The organism is Micromonospora sp. NPDC049201 (assembly GCF_055586805.1).
Genome location: NZ_JBVJHM010000017.1, coordinates 12,959 through 36,196 on the forward strand (window position 1 = coordinate 12,959; position 23,238 = coordinate 36,196).

Annotated in this window: 13 protein-coding genes, 1 pseudogene and 1 riboswitch; of the genes and pseudogenes, 8 read left to right on the forward strand and 6 right to left on the reverse strand. The window is 72.4% G+C overall.

The features are described 5' to 3' along the window. Positions 1–9: 9 nt before the first annotated feature. Positions 10–228, reverse strand: a complete 219-nt coding sequence (locus ACZ6O5_RS28890) for an MbtH family protein (RefSeq protein WP_465981173.1) — start codon at positions 226–228, stop codon at positions 10–12. Continuing rightward, positions 225–11,744: an amino acid adenylation domain-containing protein gene (locus tag ACZ6O5_RS28895; protein ID WP_465981175.1), complete on the reverse strand. Its 11,520-nt coding sequence runs from the start codon at positions 11,742–11,744 to the stop codon at positions 225–227. Before ACZ6O5_RS28895 ends, ACZ6O5_RS28890 begins: the two co-directional genes overlap by 4 nt. Before the next feature lie 277 nt (positions 11,745–12,021). Between ACZ6O5_RS28895 and ACZ6O5_RS28900 the strand changes: the two genes are divergently transcribed. Genes ACZ6O5_RS28900 through ACZ6O5_RS28910 form a run of 3 tightly spaced genes read left to right on the forward strand, consistent with a single transcriptional unit; the run spans position 12,022 to position 14,871 of the window. Next, positions 12,022–12,771 carry an O-methyltransferase gene (locus tag ACZ6O5_RS28900; RefSeq protein WP_465981177.1) on the forward strand — a complete coding sequence of 250 codons (750 nt, stop codon included), beginning with the start codon at positions 12,022–12,024 and terminating at the stop codon, positions 12,769–12,771. After that, positions 12,761–14,638, forward strand: a complete 1,878-nt coding sequence (locus tag ACZ6O5_RS28905) for an HAD-IIIC family phosphatase (protein WP_465981179.1) — start codon at positions 12,761–12,763, stop codon at positions 14,636–14,638. Before ACZ6O5_RS28900 ends, ACZ6O5_RS28905 begins: the two co-directional genes overlap by 11 nt. Next, positions 14,635–14,871 (forward strand): acyl carrier protein, encoded by a 237-nt coding sequence (locus ACZ6O5_RS28910; RefSeq protein ID WP_465981181.1) that lies wholly within the window; start codon positions 14,635–14,637, stop codon positions 14,869–14,871. Before ACZ6O5_RS28905 ends, ACZ6O5_RS28910 begins: the two co-directional genes overlap by 4 nt. On the opposite strand, the gene ACZ6O5_RS28915 is transcribed toward ACZ6O5_RS28910, so the two are convergent. Beyond that, positions 14,841–15,623, reverse strand: coding sequence for a thioesterase II family protein (locus ACZ6O5_RS28915; RefSeq protein ID WP_465981183.1), 783 nt, complete (start codon positions 15,621–15,623; stop codon positions 14,841–14,843). The genes ACZ6O5_RS28910 and ACZ6O5_RS28915 overlap by 31 nt on opposite strands. A gap of 129 nt (positions 15,624–15,752) precedes the next feature. On the opposite strand from ACZ6O5_RS28915, the gene ACZ6O5_RS28920 reads away from it, so the two are divergent. Then, positions 15,753–16,793 carry a ketoacyl-ACP synthase III family protein gene (locus ACZ6O5_RS28920; RefSeq protein ID WP_465981185.1) on the forward strand — a complete coding sequence of 347 codons (1,041 nt, stop codon included), beginning with the start codon at positions 15,753–15,755 and terminating at the stop codon, positions 16,791–16,793. On the opposite strand, the gene ACZ6O5_RS28925 is transcribed toward ACZ6O5_RS28920, so the two are convergent. Next, entirely contained in the window at positions 16,777–17,925 is a 1,149-nt protein-coding gene (locus tag ACZ6O5_RS28925) for a glycosyltransferase (protein ID WP_465981187.1), read from the reverse strand. The genes ACZ6O5_RS28920 and ACZ6O5_RS28925 overlap by 17 nt on opposite strands. Before the next feature lie 115 nt (positions 17,926–18,040). Between ACZ6O5_RS28925 and ACZ6O5_RS28930 the strand changes: the two genes are divergently transcribed. Further along, positions 18,041–18,454, forward strand: a complete 414-nt coding sequence (locus ACZ6O5_RS28930; RefSeq protein WP_465981189.1) for a hypothetical protein — start codon at positions 18,041–18,043, stop codon at positions 18,452–18,454. Positions 18,455–18,555: 101 nt separating this feature from the next. Here ACZ6O5_RS28930 and ACZ6O5_RS28935 read toward each other — a convergent pair whose 3' ends face one another. Beyond that, complete coding sequence (locus ACZ6O5_RS28935) at positions 18,556–19,848, reverse strand: cation:proton antiporter (protein ID WP_465981191.1); 1,293 nt, start codon at positions 19,846–19,848, stop codon at positions 18,556–18,558. Positions 19,849–20,150: 302 nt separating this feature from the next. After that, positions 20,151–20,353: riboswitch (cobalamin riboswitch) on the forward strand. 35 nt (positions 20,354–20,388) lie between these two features. On the opposite strand from ACZ6O5_RS28935, the gene bluB reads away from it, so the two are divergent. Continuing rightward, positions 20,389–21,030 carry a 5,6-dimethylbenzimidazole synthase gene (bluB, locus tag ACZ6O5_RS28940; protein ID WP_465981193.1) on the forward strand — a complete coding sequence of 214 codons (642 nt, stop codon included), beginning with the start codon at positions 20,389–20,391 and terminating at the stop codon, positions 21,028–21,030. A gap of 313 nt (positions 21,031–21,343) precedes the next feature. On the opposite strand, the gene ACZ6O5_RS28945 is transcribed toward bluB, so the two are convergent. Next, on the reverse strand, positions 21,344–21,472 hold the full coding sequence (locus tag ACZ6O5_RS28945; protein ID WP_465981195.1) for a hypothetical protein: 129 nt from the start codon (positions 21,470–21,472) through the stop codon (positions 21,344–21,346). A 5-nt stretch (positions 21,473–21,477) separates the two neighbouring features. Between ACZ6O5_RS28945 and ACZ6O5_RS28950 the strand changes: the two genes are divergently transcribed. Beyond that, entirely contained in the window at positions 21,478–22,059 is a 582-nt protein-coding gene (locus ACZ6O5_RS28950; protein WP_465981197.1) for a DinB family protein, read from the forward strand. Further along, positions 22,043–22,918, forward strand: a pseudogene (locus tag ACZ6O5_RS28955) (IS5 family transposase). Before ACZ6O5_RS28950 ends, ACZ6O5_RS28955 begins: the two are co-directional and overlap by 17 nt. The last annotated feature ends 320 nt before the right edge of the window (positions 22,919–23,238 follow it).

Sequence of the window (23,238 nt, forward strand, 5' to 3'; positions counted from 1 at the left end):
CGGCTCCGGTCAGATGTCGGTTTCGGCCATCGCCTCGACCAGGCTGCGTGGCCGCATGTCGGTCCAGTGCTCCTCGACGTAGCTCAGGCAGCCCTCGCGGGTGTCCTCGCCGTGCACCACCCGCCACCCGGCGGGCACGTCAGCGAACGTCGGCCACAGCGAGTGCTGGTCCTCGTCGTTGACGAGCACGACGAAGCGGCCGTCGGGATCTTCGAAGGGGTTGGTCATTCTCGGCTCCTTGTGGTGTGCGGATCGGCGCTGAGCGCCCGGGCCAGCGCCGGCCCGAATGCGGCGACCGCGTCCGGTTCGAGCAGCCGTGGATGGGTGGAGGCGACCTCGACCGTGCGGACCGCCCCGTTGACGTAGGGCTGCCAGCTTGCCGGGTCGGGCCAGTCGTCCACCGGGTTGGCGGTCGTGACGACCAGCAACACGTCGCCGTCGAACCGTTGCGGTCGGTAGCCGAACTGGAGGCGGATGTTGTTCTCGAACGTGCCGAGCACGGCCTCGATACCGGCCTCGTCCACCCCGGACAACGCGCCACCGGAGGCATGGAGCCGGCGTACCGTGGCGGCCACCGTGATCTCCTCGAGGTCGCCGGGATCGGCGCCGACGAACATGAGGAAGCCGGCCAGGATCTCCTCGCGGGACGGCACGGCCGGTGGCGTCGAGAACGCGCTCTGCGGGTAGGTGTCGAGGATCGCCAGCAGCTCGACGGTGTCGCCGGCCGCCTGCAGGGTGGTCGCGAGCGCGTGCGCGGCGATGCCACCGAACGACCAGCCGAGCAGGTGGTAGGGGCCTTCGGGCTGCACCGCGCGGATCTCGGCCAGCCACCTGTCGACAAGCGCCGGCATGTCGGCCGGAGCCGGGTCGCCGTGCAGACCTGGTGACTGCAGCGCGTACAGCGGCCGGTCCGGTTCGAGGAACCGGGCGAGTCTGGCGTACGACCAGCCGACACCGGCGCCCGGCGGCAGGCAGTACAGCGGTGGGAGCGTGCCGCTGGGCCGCAGCGGCAGCAGTGTCCCGAACGGATCGAGGTGCCCGTCGCCGTCGTCGAGCCGCCGGGCCAGGTCGGCCACGGTCGGCGTCTCGAACAGGTGCAGCAGGCTGAGCCGCGTGCCGAGCGTCTCCTCGATCCGTCGCAGCAACGTCGGGGCCAGCAGCGAGTGCCCGCCCGCGGCGAAGAAGTCGTCGTTCGGGCCGATGTGCGGCCGGTCGAGCACCTCGGCGAACAGCGCGCACAGCAGCTCCTCGCGGGGGGTGCCGGCGGCGCCCCCGCCCCCGGTCTCGGGCGCCGGCGCGGGCTCGTCGGCGGGGACGACGGTGATGTCGGCGGGCACCAGGTGGGCGGGCAGCCGGGTCCGCAGTCGATCGCCCAGCGCCGCCACGTCCAGGGTCGCGCCCGGCTCGGCCACCAGATAGGCCGACAGCCCCTGCGTGGTTCTGCCGTCGCCGTGCAGGGCGAGATCCACGTCGCGGACCCCGGTCTCGCCGCGCAACGCGGCGCGTACCTGGCCCAGCTCCAGCGGTGTGACGGCCCCGGCCGCCACCACCGGGGCCCTGTCGCACCGCGACAGGGACCGCTCCGGATCCGCCAGGGCGGCGGTGAGCAGGTGGCGCCAGCGGCCGACCAGGGCCTCGACGGTGGCGCGGTCGAACATGTCGGTGCGGAACTCGGCGATGCCGTCCATCCCGAGCAGCGTGCCGTCGGCCGCCCTGCGCTCGATGAGCTGGAAGGACAGGTCGAACTTGGCGCTGGCCGTCGGGACCGGTTCCGCGCCCACCGTGACACCGGGCAGACCGAAGCCGGTGAACGGCACGTTCTGCAACGCGAGCAGAACCTGGAACAGCGGCTGGTGGGCCAGGGACCGGGTCGGGTTGAGGGCTTCCACCAGGTGTTCGAACGGCACGTCCTGGTGACCGTACGCGGCGAGCGCCGTCGACCGGGCCCGCTCGACGAGGCCGGCGAAGCTCGGATCGTCGCTGGTGTCCACGCGCAGGACGAGTGTGTTGACGAAGAACCCCACCAGGTCGTCGAGGGCTTCGTCGAGGCGGCCGGCGACCGGTGTGCCGATGGGGATGTCGTCACCGGCGCCGAGCCGGGAGAGCAGCCCGGCGAGGCTGGCCAGCAGCACCATGAACGTCGTGGCGTCGACGCTGCGGGCGGTGGCCACGAGCGCGCCGTGCAGGTCGGCGTCGAAGGTGAAGGTGACGACCCCACCGCGATAGGAAGCGACCGGTGGCCGTGCCCGGTCGGCCGGCAGCACGAGTTGTTCGGGCAGGCCACGCAGGGTTTCCCGCCAGAAGGCCACCTGGTCCGCGTAGAGGCTGTGCGGGTCGTCCTCGGCCCCGAGCAGTTCCTGCTGCCACAGCGTGTAGTCGATGTACTGGACCGGCAGTGGCGACCAGGCCGGTGGCCGCCCGTCGCTGCGGGCCGTGTATGCGGTGAGCAGGTCGCGGGTCAGCGGCGCCATGGACCAGCCGTCGCCCGCGATGTGGTGTATCAGCACCAGCAGCACCGACGTCTGGGCGTCGACGGTGAACAGCCATGCCCGTACCGGCAGCTCGGCGGCCAGGTCGAAGCGGTAGGCGGCGGCCACGGCCAGCGCCTCCGCCAGGCCGGCCTCGTCGGCGGTTGTCACGGTCATCGGCACGGCGAGGCCGTCGACCGGCTGGACCTGCTGCACCGGGTGGCCGGCGGTCTCCGGGAAGGTGGTGCGCAGCGACTCGTGCCGGCCGACCACGTCGGTCAGCGCGGCCCGTAGCGCCGGCACGTCGAGTTCGCCGCGCAGCCGCAGCCCGATGGGCACGTTGTAGGCGGCGTCGGCCACGCCGAGACGTTCCACGAACCACAGCCGCCGCTGCGCGTACGACAGCGGCACGACGGCGGGGCGGGGCATCGGCCGGACCGCGGGCCGGGTGGTGGCGACCGCGTCGGTGAGGTGTTCGGCGAGCATGGCCGCGGTCGGGGCCACGAAGATCTGTCCCACCGGTATCTCGACGCCGAGCACGGCCCGGATGCGCGCGGCCAACCGGGTGGCCAGCAACGAGTGCCCACCCAGGGTGAAGAAGTTCTCCTCCGCGCCGACGGCGGGGTGGCCCAGCACCTCGGCGAACAGGTCGCACAGGATCTGCTCCTGCGGCGTGCCGGGCGCGCGGGTGACACGTGACGGGGTGGCGGCGGGGGCCGGAAGAGCGGCCCGATCCACCGTCCCGTACGGCGTCCGTGGGAGATCGTCGAGTACGACGGTGGCCGACGGCAGCAGATGGGCGGGCACGTGCCGGCGTAGTGCGGCGGCGTCGACGTGATGTCCGGCGTGCCCGGCGACGTAGGCGACGAACCGCGGCGGCGTCTCCTCGCCGGAGCGGACGACGACGCCGCGCCGGACCGCCGGGTAGTCCGCGACGGCCGCCTCGACACGGCAGGGGAGCAGACCCGGTTCGAGGCCGTCGACCTGTTCGGCCGGGCCGTAGAGGTCGAGCTGCCCGTCCGGGCGCAACCGGCCACGGTCACCGGTCGCGACCAGGCCGGTGCCGTCGTGCACGTGGATGTCGCCGGCGACGCCCGGCGGCACGGGCCGCCGCCAGGCGTCGAGCAGGTGGAGGCGTTCACCGGCAGCGGGTCGCCCGATCGGCAGCGGATCGATCGCGGCGGTGCCCGCGGCGGGTTCGAGCGGGTCGCTGATCGTGAGCCAGGGGTGCGCGGCGGTGCCGTACACGTTGACGAACCGCCGGCCGACGGCCCAGTCGGTCACCATCGCGGGCGGGCAGTTCTCCCCGGTGACGGCGATGCCGTTGAGGCCGGCGGGCGCCGCGTCCGGGTCGAGGTCGCTGAGGCGGGTCGGGGTGGTGATGAGGTGACTGACGCGTCCGGTGTGCAGCCAGCCGTCGAGATCGGTCGAGTCGGTCGGCACGGGTAGCAGCGACGCACCGGTTTCGGCGGCCAGGAGCGCCAGCGCTCGCGCCACGGCGGGCCCGGCGGTCGCCTCGTGCGCGACGCGGGCGTCTGGGCCGATGCCCAGTGCGGTGGCCAGCGCCCGCGCCCTTGCCGCGAGCACGTCGTCCACCTCGACGGTTCGAGCGACGTCCGGGTCGGGCACCGTGGCGTGTTCGGCGGGCGTCAGCAGATCTATCGCGCCCAGCCGGATGCCGGGGTCGGCGACGGCGGCGGCGAGGAGGCGGCGGTAGCGGTCGGCGAGAGCCTCGACGGTGGCCCGGTCGAACAGGTCGGTGTTGAACTCCACCATGCCCGAGATGCCGGCCGGCGCGCCGGTCTCGTCGCGTTCCTCCGCGACGTTGACGAACAGGTCGAACCGGGAGGCGCCGACGCGGGGCCCGTGCGCGCCGGCCGCGAGATCGGCCGACCTGAACTGCCCGCCCGGTGCGTTCTGGAGGGCGAACATGACCTGGAACAGCGGCTGGTGCGCCAGGGACCGGGTCGGGTTGAGCACCTCGACGAGATGCTCGAACGGCACGTCCTGATGGCTGTACGCGGCCAGCGCTGTCGACCGGGCTCGGGTGAGGAGGTCGGCGAAGGTCGGGTCACTGCTGGTGTCCATGCGCAGGACCAGCGTGTTGACGAAGAACCCGACCAGTTCGTCGAGCGCCTCGTCCAGCCGGCCGGCCACCGGGGTGCCGATGGGCACGTCGCAGCCGCCGCCCAGCCGCGACAGCAGCCCGGCCAGTCCGGCCAGCAGCGCCATGAACATGGTGGCACCGTGACCACGGGCGGTGGCGGCGAGCGCGGCGTGCAGGTCGGCGTCGAGCGTGAAGGCGACCACGTCACCGTGGTACGCGGCGACCGGTGGCCGCGGTCGGTCGGCCGGCAGCACGAGCTGTTCCGGTAGGCCCCGGAGCGCGTCCTGCCAGTAGCTCACCTGCTGCGTGTAGACGCTGTCGGGATCGCCCTCGGCGCCCAGCAGCTCGTGCTGCCACATCGTGTAGTCGGCGTACTGCACGGGCAGCGGTGTCCAGGCCGGCGGTTGCCCGTGGCTGCGGGCGGCGTAGGCCGTGTGCAGGTCGCGGGTCAGGGGCGCCATGGACCAGCCGTCACCCGCGATGTGGTGCATCAGGATCAGCAGTACCGAGGAGTGCTCGTCGACGGTGAACAGCCACGTCCGCACGGGTGGCTCGGCCGCCAGGTCGAACCGGTGACCGGCGGCCTCGACGAGCGCGGCCGGCAGGCCGGCGGCGGGCACCCCGACGGTCTCGACGTGGGCCGCCACCTCGCCGATCGGGAGCACCCGCTGCGACGGTACGCCGTCGGTGTCCGTGATGACGGTACGAAGCGACTCGTGGCGTTCCAGCACGTCACGGTAGGCGGCCCGCAGGGCGGCCTCGTCCACGGCCCCGTCGAGGCGGATCGGCACCGGCACGTTGTAGGTGGGACTGGGACCTTCGAGGCGGTGCAGGAACCACAACCGGCGCTGCGCGAAGGACAGCGGCACCACGTCCGGCCGGGCGATCGGCGTCACGGCCGGGCGCAGCGAGCGGTGCGGGTCCAGCGCCGTCGCCAGTCCGGCCACCGTGGGCGCGTCGAAGAGCTTGCGCACCTCCAGTTCGACTCCCAGCGTGGAGCGCACGCGACTGACCAACCGGGTCGCCAGAAGCGAATGGCCGCCCAGATCGAAGAAGCTGTCGTGGACGCCCACCGCCGAGACGCCCAGCACCTCCGCGAACAGGCCGCACAGCACTTCCTCCTGCGGTGTGCGGGCCGCCGCCGCCGCGTTGGTGGCACCGGATTCGGGTACCGGCAACGCCGAGCGGTCGAGCTTGCCGTTCGGGGTTGTCGGCAAGGATTCCAGCAGCATCACGACCGGCACCATGAACTCCGGCAACCGGTCCCTGATCCAGTCACGCAGGCGGGATTCGACGAGCCCGGCGTGGGGCGCGGGCACGACGTAGGCGACGATCTGGGTGACGCCCGGCCGGTCGTGCGCGACGACGGCGACCTGGTTGACGTCGGGGTGCTCGGTGACGACGGCCTCGACCTCGGACAGCTCGACGCGATGACCGCGGATCTTCACCTGGTGGTCGACGCGGCCCAGGTACTCCAGCGTGCCGTCGCGCCGCCACCGCACCAGGTCCCCGGTGCGGTACATCCGGCCACCGGCCGCGCCGAACGGGTCGGCGACGAAGCGTTCGGCGGTCAGCCCGCGACGTCGCAGGTACCCGCGAGCGGCGCCACGACCGGCGATGTACAGCTCACCGGTGGTCCCCGGCGGCACCGGGTTCAGCCACGGGTCCAGCACGTACACCTGCTGGTTCGCGATGGGCCGGCCGATCGGGGCCGCCGGTGGCCAGTCGTCCACACCCGGCGGCAGTTCGTACGCGGTGACGACGTGCGCCTCGATCGGGCCGTAGTGGTTGTGCAGGCGGCGCTGCGGACCGCGGCGCATGAAGTCACGGATCTGCCTGCTGAGCAGCAGCGCCTCCCCGGACTGCGACACCTCGCGCAGCGCCGGCAGATCCGCGTCGTGCTCGTTCGCCGCCTCGCAGACCGCCTCGATGACCAGCGTCGGGCTGTAGAACTCCCGGATGCGCTGCCGCGCCAGCCACTCGGCCAGCGCGCCCGCGTCCCGGCGGACGGTCTCGGCCGGCAACACGAGCGTCTTGCCGGTGGTGAGCGCCGAGAAGACCTCCTGCGTGGCGACGTCGAACGTGACGGTGGTGAACTGAGCCACCCGGGCGTCGGGGTCGGCGCCGATGTGCGCGTCGTGCCAGCGCAGCATGTTGGCGATGACGGTCGTCGGCATGACGACGCCCTTGGGCCGGCCGGTGGTGCCGGAGGTGTAGAGCACGAAGACCGGGTTGAGTGGATGCGGCCGGCCGGTGCGCTCGGCGTCGGCCAGGTCTTCGGCGGGGACGGCGCGCAGCCGGTCGCGTACCTCGTCGGCGTCCACCACGATCACCGGCGCGACGTCGTGGTCCACGCCGCCCGCCAGCGCGGTGACGGTGAGCACGGCGGCGACCTGCCCGTCGTCGAACATGAAGTCGACGCGTTCGGCCGGGAAGCCGGGGTCCGCAGGCAGGTAGGCCGCGCCGGTCTTGTTCACCGCGAGCAGTGCCACGATCAGGTCGACCGACCGGGGCATCAACAGTCCGACGAGGCGTTCCGGGCCGGCGCCGTGTGCGACGAGCAGGCGGGCCAGCCGGTTGGCGCGTGCGTTGAGGTCGGCGTAGGTCACCCGCTCGCCGTCGGACTCGACCGCGATCCGCTCGGGCGCCCGCGTCACCTGCGCCTCCACCCGCTGGTACAGCAACTCGGCGGGCACCGGTCGTAACGTGTCGTTCCACGTGGCGAGATCCGCCCGCTCGGTCGGTTCGAGGAGGTCGAGCGCGCCGAGCCGGCGGTCGGGGTCGGCAACCGCCGCGGCCAGCAACCGGATCCAGCGCCGCGCGAGTACGCCCACCGTGGCCCGGTCGAACAGGTCGCTGCGGTACTCGATGATGCCGTCCATGCCGGTCGGCCGCCCGGTGGCGTCGTGGCGCTCGACCACGTTCCAGAACAGCTCGAAGCGGGACGTCGCGGTGCCGACGGGCTGGAACGTGACGTGCGCGCCGGGCAGCTCGAAGCCGGCCTCCGGCGCGTTCTGCAGGGCGAGCATGACCTGGAACAGCGGGTGGTGGGCCAGCGACCGGACCGGGTTGATCACCTCGACCAGACGCTCGAACGGCACGTCCTGATGGGCGTACGCGGCCAGCGCCGTGCCGCGGACGCGCTCGAGCAGCTCCGCGAACGACGGGTCCCCGCTGAGGTCGACCCGCATGACGAGCGTGTTGACGAAGAAGCCGACCAGGTCGTCGAGCGCCTCGTCGAGCCGCCCGGCGACGGGGGTGCCGATCGGCACGTCCCGGCCCGCACCCAGCCGCGAGAGCAGCCCGGCCAGGCCCGCCACCAGCACCATGAACACGGTCGCGCCGGACGACCGGGCCACCTCGACGATCCGCTCGTGCAGCCGCGCGTCGACACTGAAGTCGAGCAGGTCGCCCGCGTAGGACGAGAGCGCCGAGACGGGCCGGTCGGTGGGCAGCGCGATGCGGTCGGGCAGGCCGGCCAGCGCCCGCTGCCAGTAGTCGGTCTGCTGGGCGGCCAGGCTGTCCGGATCGTGCTCGGCGCCGAGCAGTTCCTGCTGCCAGAGCGTGTAGTCGGCGTACTGCACCGGAAGGGGCCGCCAGCCGGGCGCGCGCCCCTGCGTCCGGCTGGCGTACGCGGTGAACAGGTCGCGGGCCAGCGGCGCCATCGACCAGCCGTCGGCGGCGATGTGGTGCACGTTGAGGAGCAGCACGTGGTCGTCCGGTGCGAGCACCAGCAGGTCGCCCCGCACCGGTGGCTCCGATGCGAGGTGGAACGAGTAGCGGGCCGCCCTCTGCAACACCGCTTCCAGCGTGTCCGGCGTGACCGGCGTGACGGTGAGGTCCACACCGGTTCGGTCCGGCGGCCGGACCAACTGGGACGGCGTACCGTCGACCTCCGGGTAGAGCGTGCGCAGGCTCTCGTGGCGGGCGACCACGTCGGTCAACGCGGCCCGTAGCGCGGCGCGGTCGAACGTGCCGGTGATCCGCAACGGCAACAGGATGTTGTAGGTGGGGCTGGGCCCTTCGAGGCGGTGCAGGAACCACAGCCGGCGCTGCGCGAACGACAGCGGCACCACGCGTGGCCGTGCCCGTGGTGTCAGGGCCGGGCGCAACAGTCGGTTGGCGTCCAGCCGCGACGCCAACCCCGCTACCGTCGGCGCCTCGAACAGCGTCCGCACCTCCAGCTCCACCCCGAGGGTGGACCGCACCCGGCTCACCAGGCGGGTCGCCAGCAGCGAGTGCCCGCCCAGGTCGAAGAAGTTGTCCCGGGTGCCCACCGAGGACAGGCCGAGCACCTCCGCGAACAGGCCGCACAACACCTCCTCCTGCGGGGTGCGCGCCTCGGCGCCGCCGGTGACACCGAATTCGGGTGCCGGTAGCGCCGCCCGGTCGAGCTTGCCGTTCGGGGTCAGCGGCAACGACTCCACCACCATCACGACCGGCACCATGAAGTCCGGCAACCGGTGGCGGAGGTGCTGGCGCAGCGCGCCGACGAGCAGGCGGCCGGGATCACCCCCGAGCGGGCGGTTGGTGAACGCGGTCGCCGCGTGCCGGCCACCGGGCGCGGCCGGTGCGACGGCCACCGCCATGCCGGTGCCGGGCGGACCGTCTGCCGTCGTGCCGGCGGCGATGTCGAGGTCGAACCGGTCGACGTCCTCCGCCGACCATCGGGCGGCCGCCACCCGCCCGGCCCGGTGCACGGCGTCGAGCGCGTCCTCGGGGTCCACGCCGCCCGCGTCGTACGCGGCGGCGACCGCGTCGACCCAGACCCGTCCGGCGTCCACGACACGCGCCACGGCGGCGTCGGCGGCGACGCGCGCGTTGGGGATACCCGTGACGCGTACCGCTTCGCCGACGCCGGCCAGCCGCTCCACCACGGCCGCCACCGACGAGACGTCGATGTCCCACCGCCAGGTGGTCTCGGCCGGTGCCGCCGGATCCGGCCCACCGGCGCGGTAGAGCACGGCGTCATAGCGGTAGCGGTTCAGCTCGGTGTCGTGGCGTCCCCGCTTGAGCCGCACGTCGACCGCGCCCAACAGGGGGAACGCGGCTGCGGCGTCGGTGAACATCCGTGGGTCGACAAGCAGTTCCCGTTCGAGGTCGATATCGTGGTCGAGTCGCTGCCGGACCTGGTCGACGTCGGCGAACGCCGGGGTGTCGACCAGCCGGACACCGGCGTGGAAGCAGCGCACCAGCGCGAGGTTGCGCAGATCGCCCAGGAACACCGCACCGCCCGGCCGGACCGACCGGAGCGCGATGGTGACCACGTCGACCAGGTAGTCGGCGCTCGGGAAGTACTGGACGACGGAGTTCACCACCACGGCGTCGAAGTGGGCCTCCGGCAGGCCGGTCGGATCGTCGGCGGCCTGCTCGCGTACCCGCACCCGGCCCGCCAGCGTCGGATCGGCGGCCGTCCGGGTCCGCAACGCGGTGACGGCCGGACCCGAGAAGTCGGTCGCCACGTACTCCTCGGTGTGCGGCGCCAGCGGCCCCAGCAGCAGGCCGCTGCCGGCTCCGATCTCGAGCACGCGGCGGGGTCGCAGCGCACGGATCCGGGTGACGGTCTCGTCGCGCCACTCGCGCATCGCTTCCAGCGGGATCGGCGCGTCGTCGTAACTGCTGTTCCAGCCGCTGAAGTCGTCGTCGAGCGGCGCCGGCGCGGCGGACCGACCGGAGTAGAGATCGTCGTAGACGTCGCGCCACTCGTCGACCAGTTCCGCCGCGACCTCCTGGGTGCCGGCGGCGTCGGCGGCCGGCACCACGTACCCGACGAGGCGCTGGTCGCCGGGTTGGACCTCGTGGACGGTCACCGCGGCCTGTGCGACGCCGGGGTGCGTGGCCAGCACCGCCTCGACCTCGCCGAGCTCGATGCGGAAGCCGCGCACCTTCACCTGCCCGTCGGCGCGGCCGACGAAATCGAGCACGCCGTCGGGCCGCCACCGGACGATGTCGCCGGTGCGATACATCCGGCCGCCGCCCGGATGGTACGGATCGGCCACGAACCGCTCCGCCGTGAACGCCGGTCTGTTCAGGTAACCGAGCGCCACCCCGGCGCCGGCGATGTAGAGCTCGCCGTCGACTCCGGGTGGCACCGGCCGCAGCGCCGGGTCGAGCACGTAGACGCGGGCGCCGTTGACCGGCCGCCCGATCGGCGGCACGCCCATCTCCGGCTCGACGAAGCAGGTGGTCGCGTGCACCGTCGTCTCGGTCGGGCCGTAGATGTTGAGGATGCGGCAGTCCGGTCGGGTCTCGTGGAGGTCCCGGACGGTCTGGGCGGGCAGCGCCTCGCCCCCGAGAACGACGGTGTGCAGGGCCAGTGACGCCCACAGCTCGGCGGCCACGGTGCGGGTGGCCAACAGCTCGGCGAAGGCCGACGGCGTCTGGCTGAGCACGGTCACGCCCTCGGTGGCGAGCAGTCGTAGGAAGTCCAGCGGGGAGCGGGTGTCCGAGCGGCTGGCGATCACCAGCCGGCCGCCGTGCGACAGCGGTCCCCACATCTCCCACACGGAGAAGTCGAACGAGTACGACTGGAACAGCGTCCACACCTGGTCGTCACCGAGACCGGACCATGGTGTGTCGGTGGCGAACAGCCGGATGACGTTGCGGTGCGCGACGGCGACGCCCTTGGGGCGGCCGGTCGACCCGGAGGTGTAGATGACGTAGGCGGTGTGCTCGGGGGTGAGGCTGCCGCCGATCTCGTCGACGGTCAGCGTGTCGGCGGAAAGCTCGGCCAGACGGGCCACCGTCTCCGGGTGGTCCAGCTCGATGACCGTCGCGGTGGCGGGCAGGCCCACACCGCTCGCCCCGGTTGTCACCACACACGCCGGCCGCGCGTCGGAGACGAAGAACGTCAGGCGATCCGGTGGGTAGTCCGGGTCGAGCGGGAGGTACGCGGCGCCGGTCTTGAGCACCGCGATGACGGCGACGACCAGGTCCACCGAGCGCGGCAGCGCCAGGGCGACGATGCGGCCGGGCGCCGCGCCCTGCTCGACAAGCAGGCGGGCGAGCCGGTTGGCGCGCTCGTCGAGCCGGCCGTAGGTCAGGCGGTCGTGGCCAGCCGCCACGGCTTCCGCGCCGGGCGTACGGATCACCTGTGCCTCGAACATCTGCGGCAACGTCGCGCTGGTCCGCCCCGAGTGCTGGGCGCGCTCCGTCGCAGTGTCCGTCATAGCGCTCCTCAAGCTCGCCGATCACGTCGGCAGCGGTGCCGCTCGAATCCCCCTGCGGTGGTCGAAAATTGTCCCGGCGAGCAGCCTCCTGGAATGCCTCGAAGCTAGAGCGCCCATCGATGGCAGTCAAGGCTTGACCTCGTCCGACGCCTCTGGTAGCGATATAGAAGTCAATAAATGCTTTGATCATCATCGACTGTTCGCGAAACGATCAGTGCACCTCGGCGCTTGACATCGCCACGCACCGGGCCGGGGCGGTCATGCAGGGGGAGGCTTCGTGCTCCATCGCAAGGACATCGTCTTCACAAAGCCGCCCATCTTCCGGCCCGGAATCGAAGAGTATGCCACCGCGCACACCTCGCCGGTCGCCGGAGAACTGCACCAGATACAGCAGCGTACGCAACGTGAGTGTCCACAGTGGGCGGACATCGCGTCCACCTCCATCCAGGCCGTCTTCCTCGGCATGCTCGTATCCCTGGCACAGGCCCGGAACGTGTTGGAGGTCGGCACCTTCACCGGTCATGGCGCGGTCGCGATGGCGTCCGCGCTCCCCGCCGACGGCAGGGTGATCACCGTCGACAGCTTCGTCGCCGACGAGCAGGCCCGCGCGGTCGCCAAGTCGGCATTCGACGCCAGTCCGCACGGTCACAAGATCCGGCTGGTGGAAGGTGACGCGCTTGACGTTCTCGGCGAGGTGAACGGGCCCTTCGACATCATCTTCGTAGACGCCGACAAGCCGAACTACCAACGGTATTTCGACCGAATCATGCAACGGCGGTTGCTTTCCCCGCACGGATTACTCATTTTCGACAACACCTTGTGGGGCGGGGCGGTCACCGACCCACCACCGGCCTCCGGCGTCGAACTCGACCGCACCACGGACGCCGACGAGTGGTTGCGCGCCATGCGCGGCGACTGGGCGCGGCACCTGGCCGCGTTCAACGCCTCGATCACGGCCGATCCGCGGGTGGAGAACGTGTTGCTGACGGTGCGGGACGGCATGACGCTGATCCGACATGCCCGTTGACGGACAGCCGCCGCTGGAGGCGTTGCGGTCGCTGCACGCCGCCGGCGCGCTGGCCACCGAGTTCCGTCGCGTGCCGCCACTGCTGAACCAGTTGGCCCGCGCTCCCGACGCCGCCGCCAACCTGGTCCGGGCCGGCCAGCTACTGACCCGCGTGGACCCGGCCGACGTGCCCCGACCGGACCGGCGCGGTCTGCTCACCATCGCGATCACCAGTGCCACCACCGTACGGCCGTTGCTGGCGCCGCTGACCGCCGAGTGCGCGCGACACGGTCTGCTGATCCGGCCCCACGTGACCGAACAGGACCCGCACGCGCTCGCGCTGCGCCGGGGCGGCGCCGTCGAGGCGGCCCGGCCCGACCTCACGCTCTGGCTGCTGACCCCGCCGATGATCACCTCGCGGCTGCCACCCGGCTGGCGGGCACCGGATCTCGCCGCCGTGCTCGCCGCCCTCCGCGACGAGATCGGCGCCGTCGTCAGCGAGGTTCTCGCCACCACCACCGGGCTGCTGGTGCTCAACACGACGCCGCTGGTCCGCGCGCTCAGCCACCAGGCGCGCGACCTGCGGACCCGGGCCGAGGTCGGCGCGTTGTGGCGCGAGTTCAACGCGGCCCTGCTCCGGCTGAGCGCGCGCGATCCACGCGTCGTGGTCATCGACCTCGAACCGCTGGCGAACGCCACCGGACCCGTCAGCGACGAGCGCATGGCCGGGTACGCGGGGGTGCACCTCGGCGACGAGCTGTTCGCCGCGTACGCCCGCGAGGTCGGCCACCTCGCCGCCGCGGCGGCCGGACTCACCCGCAAGGTGCTCGTGGTCGATCTCGACGGCACCCTGTGGGACGGCATCCTGGGCGAGGACGGTCCGGCCGGGATCGCCGCCGCGGGAACGCTGCGCGGGGAGGCGTTCCGCGCCGTCCAACAGCTCCTCAAACACCTGTCCGGGCAGGGGGTGCTCCTTGCCGTGAGCAGTAAGAACGACATCGACGCGGTACGCGCCGTGCTGCGCGAGCACCCGGACATGGTGCTGCGCGAGGCGGACTTCGCGCGCCTCAATGCCAACTGGCACCCCAAGGACGTCAACCTGGACGATCTCGCCGCCGGGCTGAACGTCGGCGCGGACAGTCTCGTCTTCGCCGACGACTCGCGTTACGAAGCCGGCCTGATCGCCGCCGCCCGACCGGAGATCGCCGTGGTCGAGCTCGACGACGAGCCGGCGTCCCACGTGTCGCGACTGCTCGCCGACGGCTGGTTCGACGTGCTCGACCTGACCGATCAGGACCGCACCCGCACCGCCGCCTACCACGCCGACGCCGCCCGCACCGAGCTGCGCGATCAGGCCGGCTCGACCGCGGCGTACCTGCGCAGCCTCGGCACCGTGGTGCGCCTGGCCCGGCCGCGCCCGCACGAGATCGGCCGGATCTCGCAGTTGACGTTGCGCACCAACCAGTTCAACCTCACCGGCGAGCGGGTGCAGCCGGCCGGTGTCCAACGGCGGCTGGACGATCTCGTGGTCGCCGTGGAGGTCACCGACCGCTACGGCCGCTACGGCATCGTCGGCGCCGTCTTCGCCCGCCGCGACGGCGACACGCTCGACCTCACCAACATCGTGCTGAGCTGCCGGGTCTTCGGCCGGGACATCGCCGAGGCGGCGGTGATCAGCATGCTGCACCACGCCCGCGACACCGGATGCGACCAGGTGATCGGCCGTTACCGCCCGACCGGCCGCAACGCCGGTGCGGCGCGGTTCTACCCGGCGCTCGGCTTCGCGCCCGCCGCCGGCGGCTTCCGCCACGACCTGCGGGCCGTGCCGGAGCAGCCCGAGCACCTCGCCGTCGAGAACGACCTCGCCCCGACGGAGGCGGCGTCATGATCAGTGAGGCGGAGTTCCTCCGGCTCGTCCGCGACGAGCTGGGCCTGCCGGTGGCCGACACCGGTGACCTCGACGTGGACCTCGACGCGGTCCCCGGCTGGGACTCGATCCATGTGCTGCGGCTGGTGGTGGCCATGGAGAGGCGCACCGGCCACCGGGTGCCCGTCGGCGCCCTGCTGACCCAGCGGACCCTGCGTGGCATCTACCGCCGGGCGACCGCGGCGCCGGACTGACCCGGCACCGCCGCGAGCAACCGCCGGCCCACGTCCTCGACCACCGCACGTTCCTGTGGCGTCAGGAAGAAATGGTCACCGGACCAGGTCCGCAGCTCGAACCGGCCCCGGGTCACGTCCCGCCACGCGGCGACGTCGTCGACGGACACCTCCGGATCGGTGTCGGCGTTGTAGCCGACGATCGGCACGTCCACCCGATCGATGTGATCCGGATAATACGTCTCCACCAGCCGGTAGTCGGCCCGCACCATCGGCAGCAGCATCTTGCGCAACTCCGGATCGTCGAAGACATGTGCGGTATGACGGTCGAGCCGTCGGATGTCGTCGATCAGCGCGGCGTCCCCGCGGATGTGCAGATCGTTGCGCGACAGGCGGTGGGGCGCGGGTCGCGCGGACACGAAGAGCATGCGCAGCACCGGGCCCAGGTCGCGCTCCAGCCGCACCGCGACCTCGTGGGCCACCGATGCCCCCAGACTGTGGCCGAAGAACGCCAGTGGCGGTCCGACGAGTGTCGCCGTCGCCTTGCTGATCGCGTCGGCCATGGGCGCCATCGCCTCGATGAACGGCTCCCGGATGCGGTCCTCGCGGCCCGGGTAGCGCACCGCGAGCACCTCGACGCCGGGCGGCAACGCGCCCGGCCAGTTGCGGAAGAAGCTTGCCGCGCCGCCGGCGTGTGGGAAACACACCAGCCGCGCGGTGGGTGCCGGCACCCGCCGATGCCACCGGAACCAGAGCGGGTCGGCTTGCGTCATCTCGCCTCCTCACTCTGGCCGGACGTCACCATCGACCGGTGCCGCCATGCGACGCCCCCCTGAAGCCTTTCACGTTAGTCTATGCGTTGACCGGCTTACGGGCCGAACCCGCCGACCGAAGGGAACACCGTGCGCTGGGCCGACGTCTATCTCGCCGGGACCGGTGCGTATCTGCCCGAGCGTCGCGAGTCCGCGCGGCGGGCCGTCGCGACGGGGCGCTACGACGCCGCCGAGAGCACCGCCAACGGCATCCGCGCCGTCCGCGTCGCCGGCCCCGCCGAGCCGCCGCCCGTGATGGCCGTCGCCGCCGCGCGGCAGGCGCTCGACCGGGCGGGCCGCCCCACCGACGGTGGGCCGACCCTGGTGATCCACGCCAGCCTCGGTCACCAGGGCCTGGACTTCTGGACGCCGGCGCACTACATCCGTCGCGAGACGATCGGCGGTGACGGCCCGACCTTCGAGATCCGGCACAGCTCCAACGGTGGGATGGCCGCGATCGAGACCGCCGCCGCCTACCTGACCGCGATGCCCTCCGTCACGGCAGCCGTCGTCACCGCGGCCGACGCGTTCGCCCTGCCGTACGTCGACCGGTGGCGCAGCGAGAACCAGCAGGTGTACGGCGACGGCGCCGGCGCCCTGGTGCTCACCCGCGAGCCCGGCCTGGCCCGCCTGGTCGCGACCGCCACCGTCACCGACTCGGGCCTCGAACCGATCTATCGCGGCGCGGCCGAGTGGACGGCGACGCCGACGCCCGGCGGCGGCCCGGTGGACCTGCGCGCCCGCAAGCGGGAGTACCTGTTGCTCAGCCCGGAACGCTACGACGAGGCGATCGAGCAGACCCAGGCCGGCCTGCGCACCGCCCTGGACAACGCCCTGGCCGACGCGGGGATCACCGTCGACGGGGTGGACCTGTTCGTCCACCCGGTCATCGGCGAGACGGTCGTGGCGTACACCTATGGCGAGCGCCTGGGCATTCCGGCCACGGCGACCCTCTACGACTGGGGCCGGGACATCGGGCACCTCGGCGCCGCGGACCAGTTCGTCCAGCTCCATCACCTGCTCGTCAACGGCCTGGTCCGAGCCGGGCGGCACGTGGTGGCCATCGGCTCCGGTGCCGGCTTCGGCTGGACGGTAGCGGTGTGGGAGATCCTGTCTACCGCACCCCGGTGAGCGCGGGGAACTCGGCGACCAGATCGTCCACCGACGGCAGCGCCGCCATCTGCCGGCGTACCGTGTCCGCCCGCTCGCGGTAGGCCGGCTCGCTCAGCACCCGCCGGATCTCCCGCCGCAGCCGCGCGATCGTCGCCTCGGGGGCCGGCGCGCTCGCCGCGACGCCGGCATCGACGCAGCGGGCGGCGTTGTACAGTTGGTCTCCCATGATCGGCATCGTCACCATGGGAACCCCGGCCCCCAGCGCCTCGCGCACGCTGTTCTGCCCGGCGTGCGTGACGAACACGTCGCAGCGGGCCAGCAGCAACGGTTGCGAGATGGTGTCGACCAGCACCACGTGCGGCCGCCCCGGCGCCACGCCCGCCGGCAGCACGCCCGCCGTCGACACGATCGCGTCGACCTCGAGCCCGTCCAGCGCCGTGACCAGCATCCGGACCAGTGCGGGCCCGTAGCCGGTCACGTGCGGCACCAGGGTGCCGAGGCTCGCGAAGACCAGTGGGCGGCCGGAACGCCGCTGCTCCAGCCATTCCGGCAACGACTCACCGGCGGTCAGCGGATCGGCGTGCCGGTAGCAACGCGTGTTCGGCAGCGACTCCTCGGCCCGGTCGTGGCCTGGCGGCAGGAAGGAGGCGTGCCGATAGCGGTAACTCGCCAGCCCTTCCGGGTCCGGCGCGAGGCCGAGCGCCTCCCGGTGCGGCGCCAGCGAGGCCGCCAGCCGATCGGGCCCGTACGTCAGCGCCGTCGCGCCCCCGGTCGACACCGAGACGTGCGGCACGCCGAGCACCTCCGCCGCCAGCGCGCCGCCGAACTCGGTCGACGCCCGGACCACGAGATCCGGCGCCGTCCGCTCGGCCAGTGCCAGCAGAGCAGCGGCGGTTCGTCCGGCCGGGCCGCCCGCCATCCGCTGCGCCACGGTGCGCGCCCCGTCCTCAAGCTCCGCCAGCGGCACGACAGGCGACCGACCGTCCGCGCCGGTGAGCTGCGCCAGCCAGTCGTCCCCGACCGCGGCCGTGGCGAACCCCTGCCGTCGAGCAAGTGGCTCCGCCGCCGCCGGCACCGCGACCGTGACGTCGTGTCCCGCCCGTCGCGCCGCGTCGGCCACCGGCAGCAGCGGCCGGACATGGGACGTCATCGCGTGACTCGTGATCCAGATATGCATAGACGGCCTTCGCTGGATTGGATGAGCGTCACTGTACCGAAGCCGGTGGCGCACTGCCACAGCCCGGCGTCCCGGTTAGAGTCACCGTGTGCACCAGGCGGACGTGACCACCGAGTTGGCCCGGGCGGCCGCTCTGGTCGGCGGCGGTGACGTCTCCCGCGACCGCCTGATCAGCGAGTGGGCCGCGTCGTCGGATCCGCTGACCCGTTGCGTCCTGGCCCACCACATCGCCGACCTCAGCCCCGACGCCGCCGACGAACTGGCCTGGGACGAGCGCGCCCTGGCCGATGCGGACACCGCCCCGCACCCGTCGGTAGCCCCGTTCTATCCGTCGCTGCACCTCAACCTCGCTGCCTCGCACCTGCGCCTGGGCGACCTGCCCGCCGCCCGCCGTCACCTCGACCGCGCCGAAGCCACCCGGTCCGCGCTGGGCGACGACCCGTACGGCGTGATGATCCGCGCCGCCGTCGACCGACTGCGCGCCAGGACCCAGGCTCCGTAACCCGGAGGCGCGCCGCCCCGGATCGCCGGCGACCTCCGGGAGGCGACGGCGCGCCGACAGTGGTGTCCACGGTCGGGCTTCCACCGCGGGACGGGCGGAGATCAGCTCAGCGCCTCGGCACGACGGTGTTCCCGCGCCGACGCGGGCAGCCGGGCGGCCGCGTAGCGCAGGCAGGGCGGCGCCATCACCGAGGTGACGATGGCGACCAGCACAATGACCGTGAACATGGCGGTGTCGAGGACGCCGAGGCGCAGCCCGACCGTGGCGACGATGATCTCGATGACGCCTCGGGCGTTGAGGCCGGCGCCGAGGGCGAGGCCCTCCCAGTGGCCCAGGCGGGCGGCCCGGGCCCCGACGTACGCGCCGACGAACTTGCCGACGACCGCCACGGCCAGCACCAGCAGGGCGACCCCGAGCACGGCGGGCCGGGCCAGCGCGGTCAGATCGCTGCGCAGGCCGACGGTGGCGAAGAACAGCGGCGCCAGGACGCTCATCACGACCAGCCGCAACGGGGCAAGAGCCTGACGGTCGAGGCTGGCGCAGCCGTTGATCACCAGACCGCCGACGAAGGCGCCGAAGACCGGCTCCAGGTGCAGCGCGTGGGTGGCGGCGGCGAACAGCAGCAGGATCACCACCACCGACGCGACGGTGGGACCATGCTCTCCACCAGCTCGTACCCGCCGCAGCAGCGCGCCGACGAGCGGCCGGGCGAGCCACCGGGCGACCACGACGACGAGGGCCACGGTGCCGACCGCGAGGGCGACGTCGAGGCCGCCGAGACTGCCGGCTGCCATCGCGGCCACGACCGAGAGCAGCAGCCAGCCGACAACGTCGTCCACGATGGCCGCGCTCATGATCAGGTGACCGATGTCGCGGTGCAGCAGTCGCATCTCCCACAGGGTCTTGGCGATGACCGGGATGGCACTGACACCCATCGCCACCGCGAGGAACAGGGCGAAGACCGGGCGGTCGGTGCCGGCCGGGAGCACGCTGGACGGGAGGAGCAGGCCCAGGCCGACGCCGAGCGCCAGGGGGACGACGAGCCCTCCGATGCTGACCCGGGCGGCCACGCCACCGTCGCGGCGTAGCTGCCCGAGGTCCAGGTGCATGCCGGTGAGGCCGACCAGAAGGAGCACGCCGAGTTGACCGACCGCGTCGAGCAGGTGCAGTTGCTCGGACTGCGCGGGGAACAGCCACCGGGACAGGTCGGGCACGGCCGCCCCGAGGACCGACGGACCGAGCAACACGCCCGCGGTCAGTTCACCGACCAGCGAGGGCATGCCCGCGCGTACCGCGAGGCGCCCGAGCGCGACGGCGGCGGCCAGCAGGATGCCCACCTGGAGCAGGAAGATCAGCAGCGAATGGGTGCCGAGAGGTGCGACCGGTATGGCCACCAGGAGTCCTTTCGATGCGCCGCGCGGACGCGGCCGGGAAACGCGGTGGCGGAGCCGACCCGCCGCGGCATCGGTACGGGCCGTCGGGTCAGCCGGTCGACGTAGCACCATTCCCGGATTGACTGTCGCCAACGAATTGACCTTCCCAAATTCGTTGAGATCACTCAAGACATCGGACAACCGGATCGGGAAGGCTCGCGGGAAGGCGATCGGCGCGTTCTCGGGCCGTGAGCCGCTTGATGACCGCTCGTGGCGCGCCATCCCGCCGCGGGTGCGGCCCCCACTCCGGGTATTGTGCCGAGCGGCACGAACTGTTGCGAGGTGCCCCACCCGGCGGTGGGGAGAATCGGGAAGCCGGTGTGACTCCGGCACGGGCCCGCCGCGGTGACCAGGGAGCTGCCGCCCACGCGCACGTGTGCGCAGTCACTGGCCGAACCGGCTGGGAAGGCGGGCGGGCCGGTGTTGATCTGGGAGTCCGAAGACCGGCCTCGCGTCATCGGCCCCACCCGGGTGGGGCATGAGCGCAGCGGGAGCCTGCCCATGATCAGCGACATCTACGACGTGATCCACCGTCGCCGCGACGTCCGCGGCCAGTTCACCGGCGAGTCCCTCGCCGCCGGGGTCCTCGACCGGGTCCTGGCCGCGGCGCACGCCGCGCCCAGTGTCGGACTGTCCCAGCCGTGGGATTTCATCCTGGTCCGTGACCGGGACCTGCGCGAAGCGTTCCACCGGCACGTCCGGGCCGAGCGTGACACGTTCGCCGCCACCCTCGACGCCGAGGCGGCCCACCGGTTCTCCCGCATCAAGATCGACGGGATCATGGAGTCCTCGCTGTCGATCGTGGTGACCTACGACCCCGACCGCGGCGGCCCCGCGGTCCTGGGCCGGCACGCCATCGCCGACGCCGGCCTGTACTCCGTGTGCCTGGCCATCCAGAACCTCTGGCTGGCCGCCGCCGCCGAGAACCTCGGCGTCGGCTGGGTGTCGTTCTATCGCGAGCAGTTCCTCCAGCGGTTGCTCGCCGTTCCGGCCGGCATCCGACCCGTCGCCTGGCTCTGCCTCGGCCCCGTCACCCACCTCGAAGCGGTGCCCGATCTCGAACGACACGGCTGGCGCCACCGCCGCCCTCTGCGCACGGCGATCCACCACGACCGCTGGAACCCCGGATCGGTCACGGACTGACGTCTGTCCGCCGGGGCTGGGGCCGGTGGCTCGGCCGGCATTGCGCGGCAGAGCCACCGGCCGGGCGTCGTGACGGCGCCCCACCCGGAGAGGGCTGATCAACACGCACACCCACGAGGCGTTGGACGCGGCCGGCACGCAGCTTGCCGCTGGGCGACCGGACCGCCGGGTTCGCGGCGGCCTGTCGGGCCCGGGGGCGGGGTTGGTGCACGCCTTACCCGGCGAGGGCGTCCGGGTCACCGTCGGGGCCCCCGAAGGCAACGACCTGTTGCTGGAGGTGGCCCCGCTAAGACGTGTTTCGTAAGAGGTTGTCTCACGTGGCAAGTCTCGCGAGCTGCTTGTAGCAGGTCAGGGCGGTGGCCGTGGCCAGGTCTCGGCTCTGCCGGTCGTTGCGGACCACGTACGGGATCTTGAGACCACGAGTAGCCCATGGCAGGCTCATGCCGCATGATCGATGATTTCGCGAAAGCCAACCTGCACGGGAGACTGCGGCGAGACCGCAAGGCGCTGCTCTGGAAACTCGACGGCTTGTCCGAATACGACGCCCGCCGACCTTTGACAGCGACCGGGACCAATCTCCTCGGCCTGGTCAAACACGTGGCCACCGTCGAGGCCAGGTACTTCGGCGAGGTCTTCAACCGCCCTTCCCCGGAACCGCTGCCCCGGTGGCAGGACTCCAACGGCAGCGATCTGTGGGCGACCGAGGACGAGACCCGCGATCAGATCATCGCGTTCTACCGGCGCATGTGGGAACACTCGGACGCGACGATCAACGCGCTTCCCCTCGACGCCCCCGGCCACGTGCCGTGGTGGCCGGAGCCTTATGCCGACACGAACCTGTTCGCCATCGTGGTCCATGTCCTCGGCGAGTCCATCCGGCATGCCGGGCACGCCGATATCCTGCGCGAGGGCCTCGACGGCCGGACCGGGTTGCGCCCCGAACACGAGAACCAGATCGACGAGGAAGCCCGTGCAGCCTACTGCGCGAAGATCGAGCAGGCCGCCCGGTCGGCTGACGAGGCGGCATGACCTGACCGACGGGCAGTGGGCTGTTCTGGCTCCGCTGCTGCCTGCCGCGCCGAGACAGGTCGTCCGCCGAAGTGGGAGAAGCGACAGCTCATTGATGGGATCCGGTGGCGGATCCGGATCGGCGCCCCGTGGCGGGACGTCCCGGCTGAGTACGCGCCCTGGCCCACCGTCTACGGCCTGTTCCGCCGGTGGCAGCGGGACGGGACCTGGGACAAGATCCTATCGGCGTGCAGGCCGCAGGCGAGGCGCAGGGCCGGATCGGTTGGACGGTGAGCGTCGACTCGATGACCAGCCGCGCCCACCAACACGCCGCCGGCGCCCGCACCGACGGGCATCCGCAGAAGGAACCGCCCGGCGGCGTGCACGACGAGCTGGCCGATCATGCGCTGGGCCGCTCGCGGGGCGGGCTGACCACCAAGACTCACCTGGCTTGCGAGCAGGGGCAGAAGGTCCTCTCCCTGATCGTGACCGCCTGGCCCGTGGTGACAGCCCGCAGTTCATCCCCGTCCTGCGCCGCATCCGCGTGACCCGCCTCGGCGTGGGCCGGCCCCGCACCCGCCCCGACCTGGTCCTGGCCGACAAGGCCTACACCAGCCGCGGCAACCGCAGTCATCTACGCAAGCGAGGGATCAAGGCCTGCATCCCCAGCAAGAGCGACCAGGACGCCCACCGCAAGGCCGAAGGCTTCAAGGGCGGGCGCCCGCCCACCTTCGACAAGGGCCTCTACCGGTTACGCCACGCCGTCGAGAACGGCATCAACCGGCTCAAACGCCATCGCGGCGTCGCCACCCGCTACGACAAACTCGCCGTCCGCTTCCAAGCCGTCCTGACCATCACGATCATCACCGAGTGGCTCTGACCGGCTTGTGAAACACGCCTTACGGCGATGTCGCGCGCACCTGACCACCGGCCGGGCGGATGGGTGAGCGGGGAGTCAGAGGCGGGGCGCCCCGGCGTGAGCGGAGCTGCTGCGTGTGCCCGGCGGGCGCCGTCTTGCGGGCTTGTCCGATCCTGGCTCGTGGGGAGGTAGGAGCCTTGAGTGGCGCCAGGTGAGGGGAGCTGACTGCGCGTACACGGAAGGGGTGGTCAGGCGCGCTCGTCCGATCTTGGCTCGAGGGGTGGGCAGGCGCGCGCGAAGCTGTTGGACTCCTTGACTCGGGCAGGCCGTCATGCCGCTAC

Bases quoted from the DNA above. Each gene is read 5' to 3' on its own strand.
- ACZ6O5_RS28890 (WP_465981173.1), bottom strand. From the start codon at position 228: ATGACCAACCCCTTCGAAGATCCCGACGGCCGCTTCGTCGTGCTCGTC.
- ACZ6O5_RS28895 (WP_465981175.1), bottom strand. From the start codon at position 11,744: ATGACGGACACTGCGACGGAGCGCGCCCAGCACTCGGGGCGGACCAGC.
- ACZ6O5_RS28905 (WP_465981179.1), top strand. From the start codon at position 12,761: ATGCCCGTTGACGGACAGCCGCCGCTGGAGGCGTTGCGGTCGCTGCAC.
- ACZ6O5_RS28910 (WP_465981181.1), top strand. From the start codon at position 14,635: ATGATCAGTGAGGCGGAGTTCCTCCGGCTCGTCCGCGACGAGCTGGGC.
- ACZ6O5_RS28915 (WP_465981183.1), bottom strand. From the start codon at position 15,623: ATGACGCAAGCCGACCCGCTCTGGTTCCGGTGGCATCGGCGGGTGCCG.
- ACZ6O5_RS28925 (WP_465981187.1), bottom strand. From the start codon at position 17,925: ATGACGTCCCATGTCCGGCCGCTGCTGCCGGTGGCCGACGCGGCGCGA.
- bluB (WP_465981193.1), top strand. From the start codon at position 20,389: ATGATCAGCGACATCTACGACGTGATCCACCGTCGCCGCGACGTCCGC.
- ACZ6O5_RS28945 (WP_465981195.1), bottom strand. From the start codon at position 21,472: ATGAGCCTGCCATGGGCTACTCGTGGTCTCAAGATCCCGTACGTGGTC.
- ACZ6O5_RS28950 (WP_465981197.1), top strand. From the start codon at position 21,478: ATGATCGATGATTTCGCGAAAGCCAACCTGCACGGGAGACTGCGGCGA.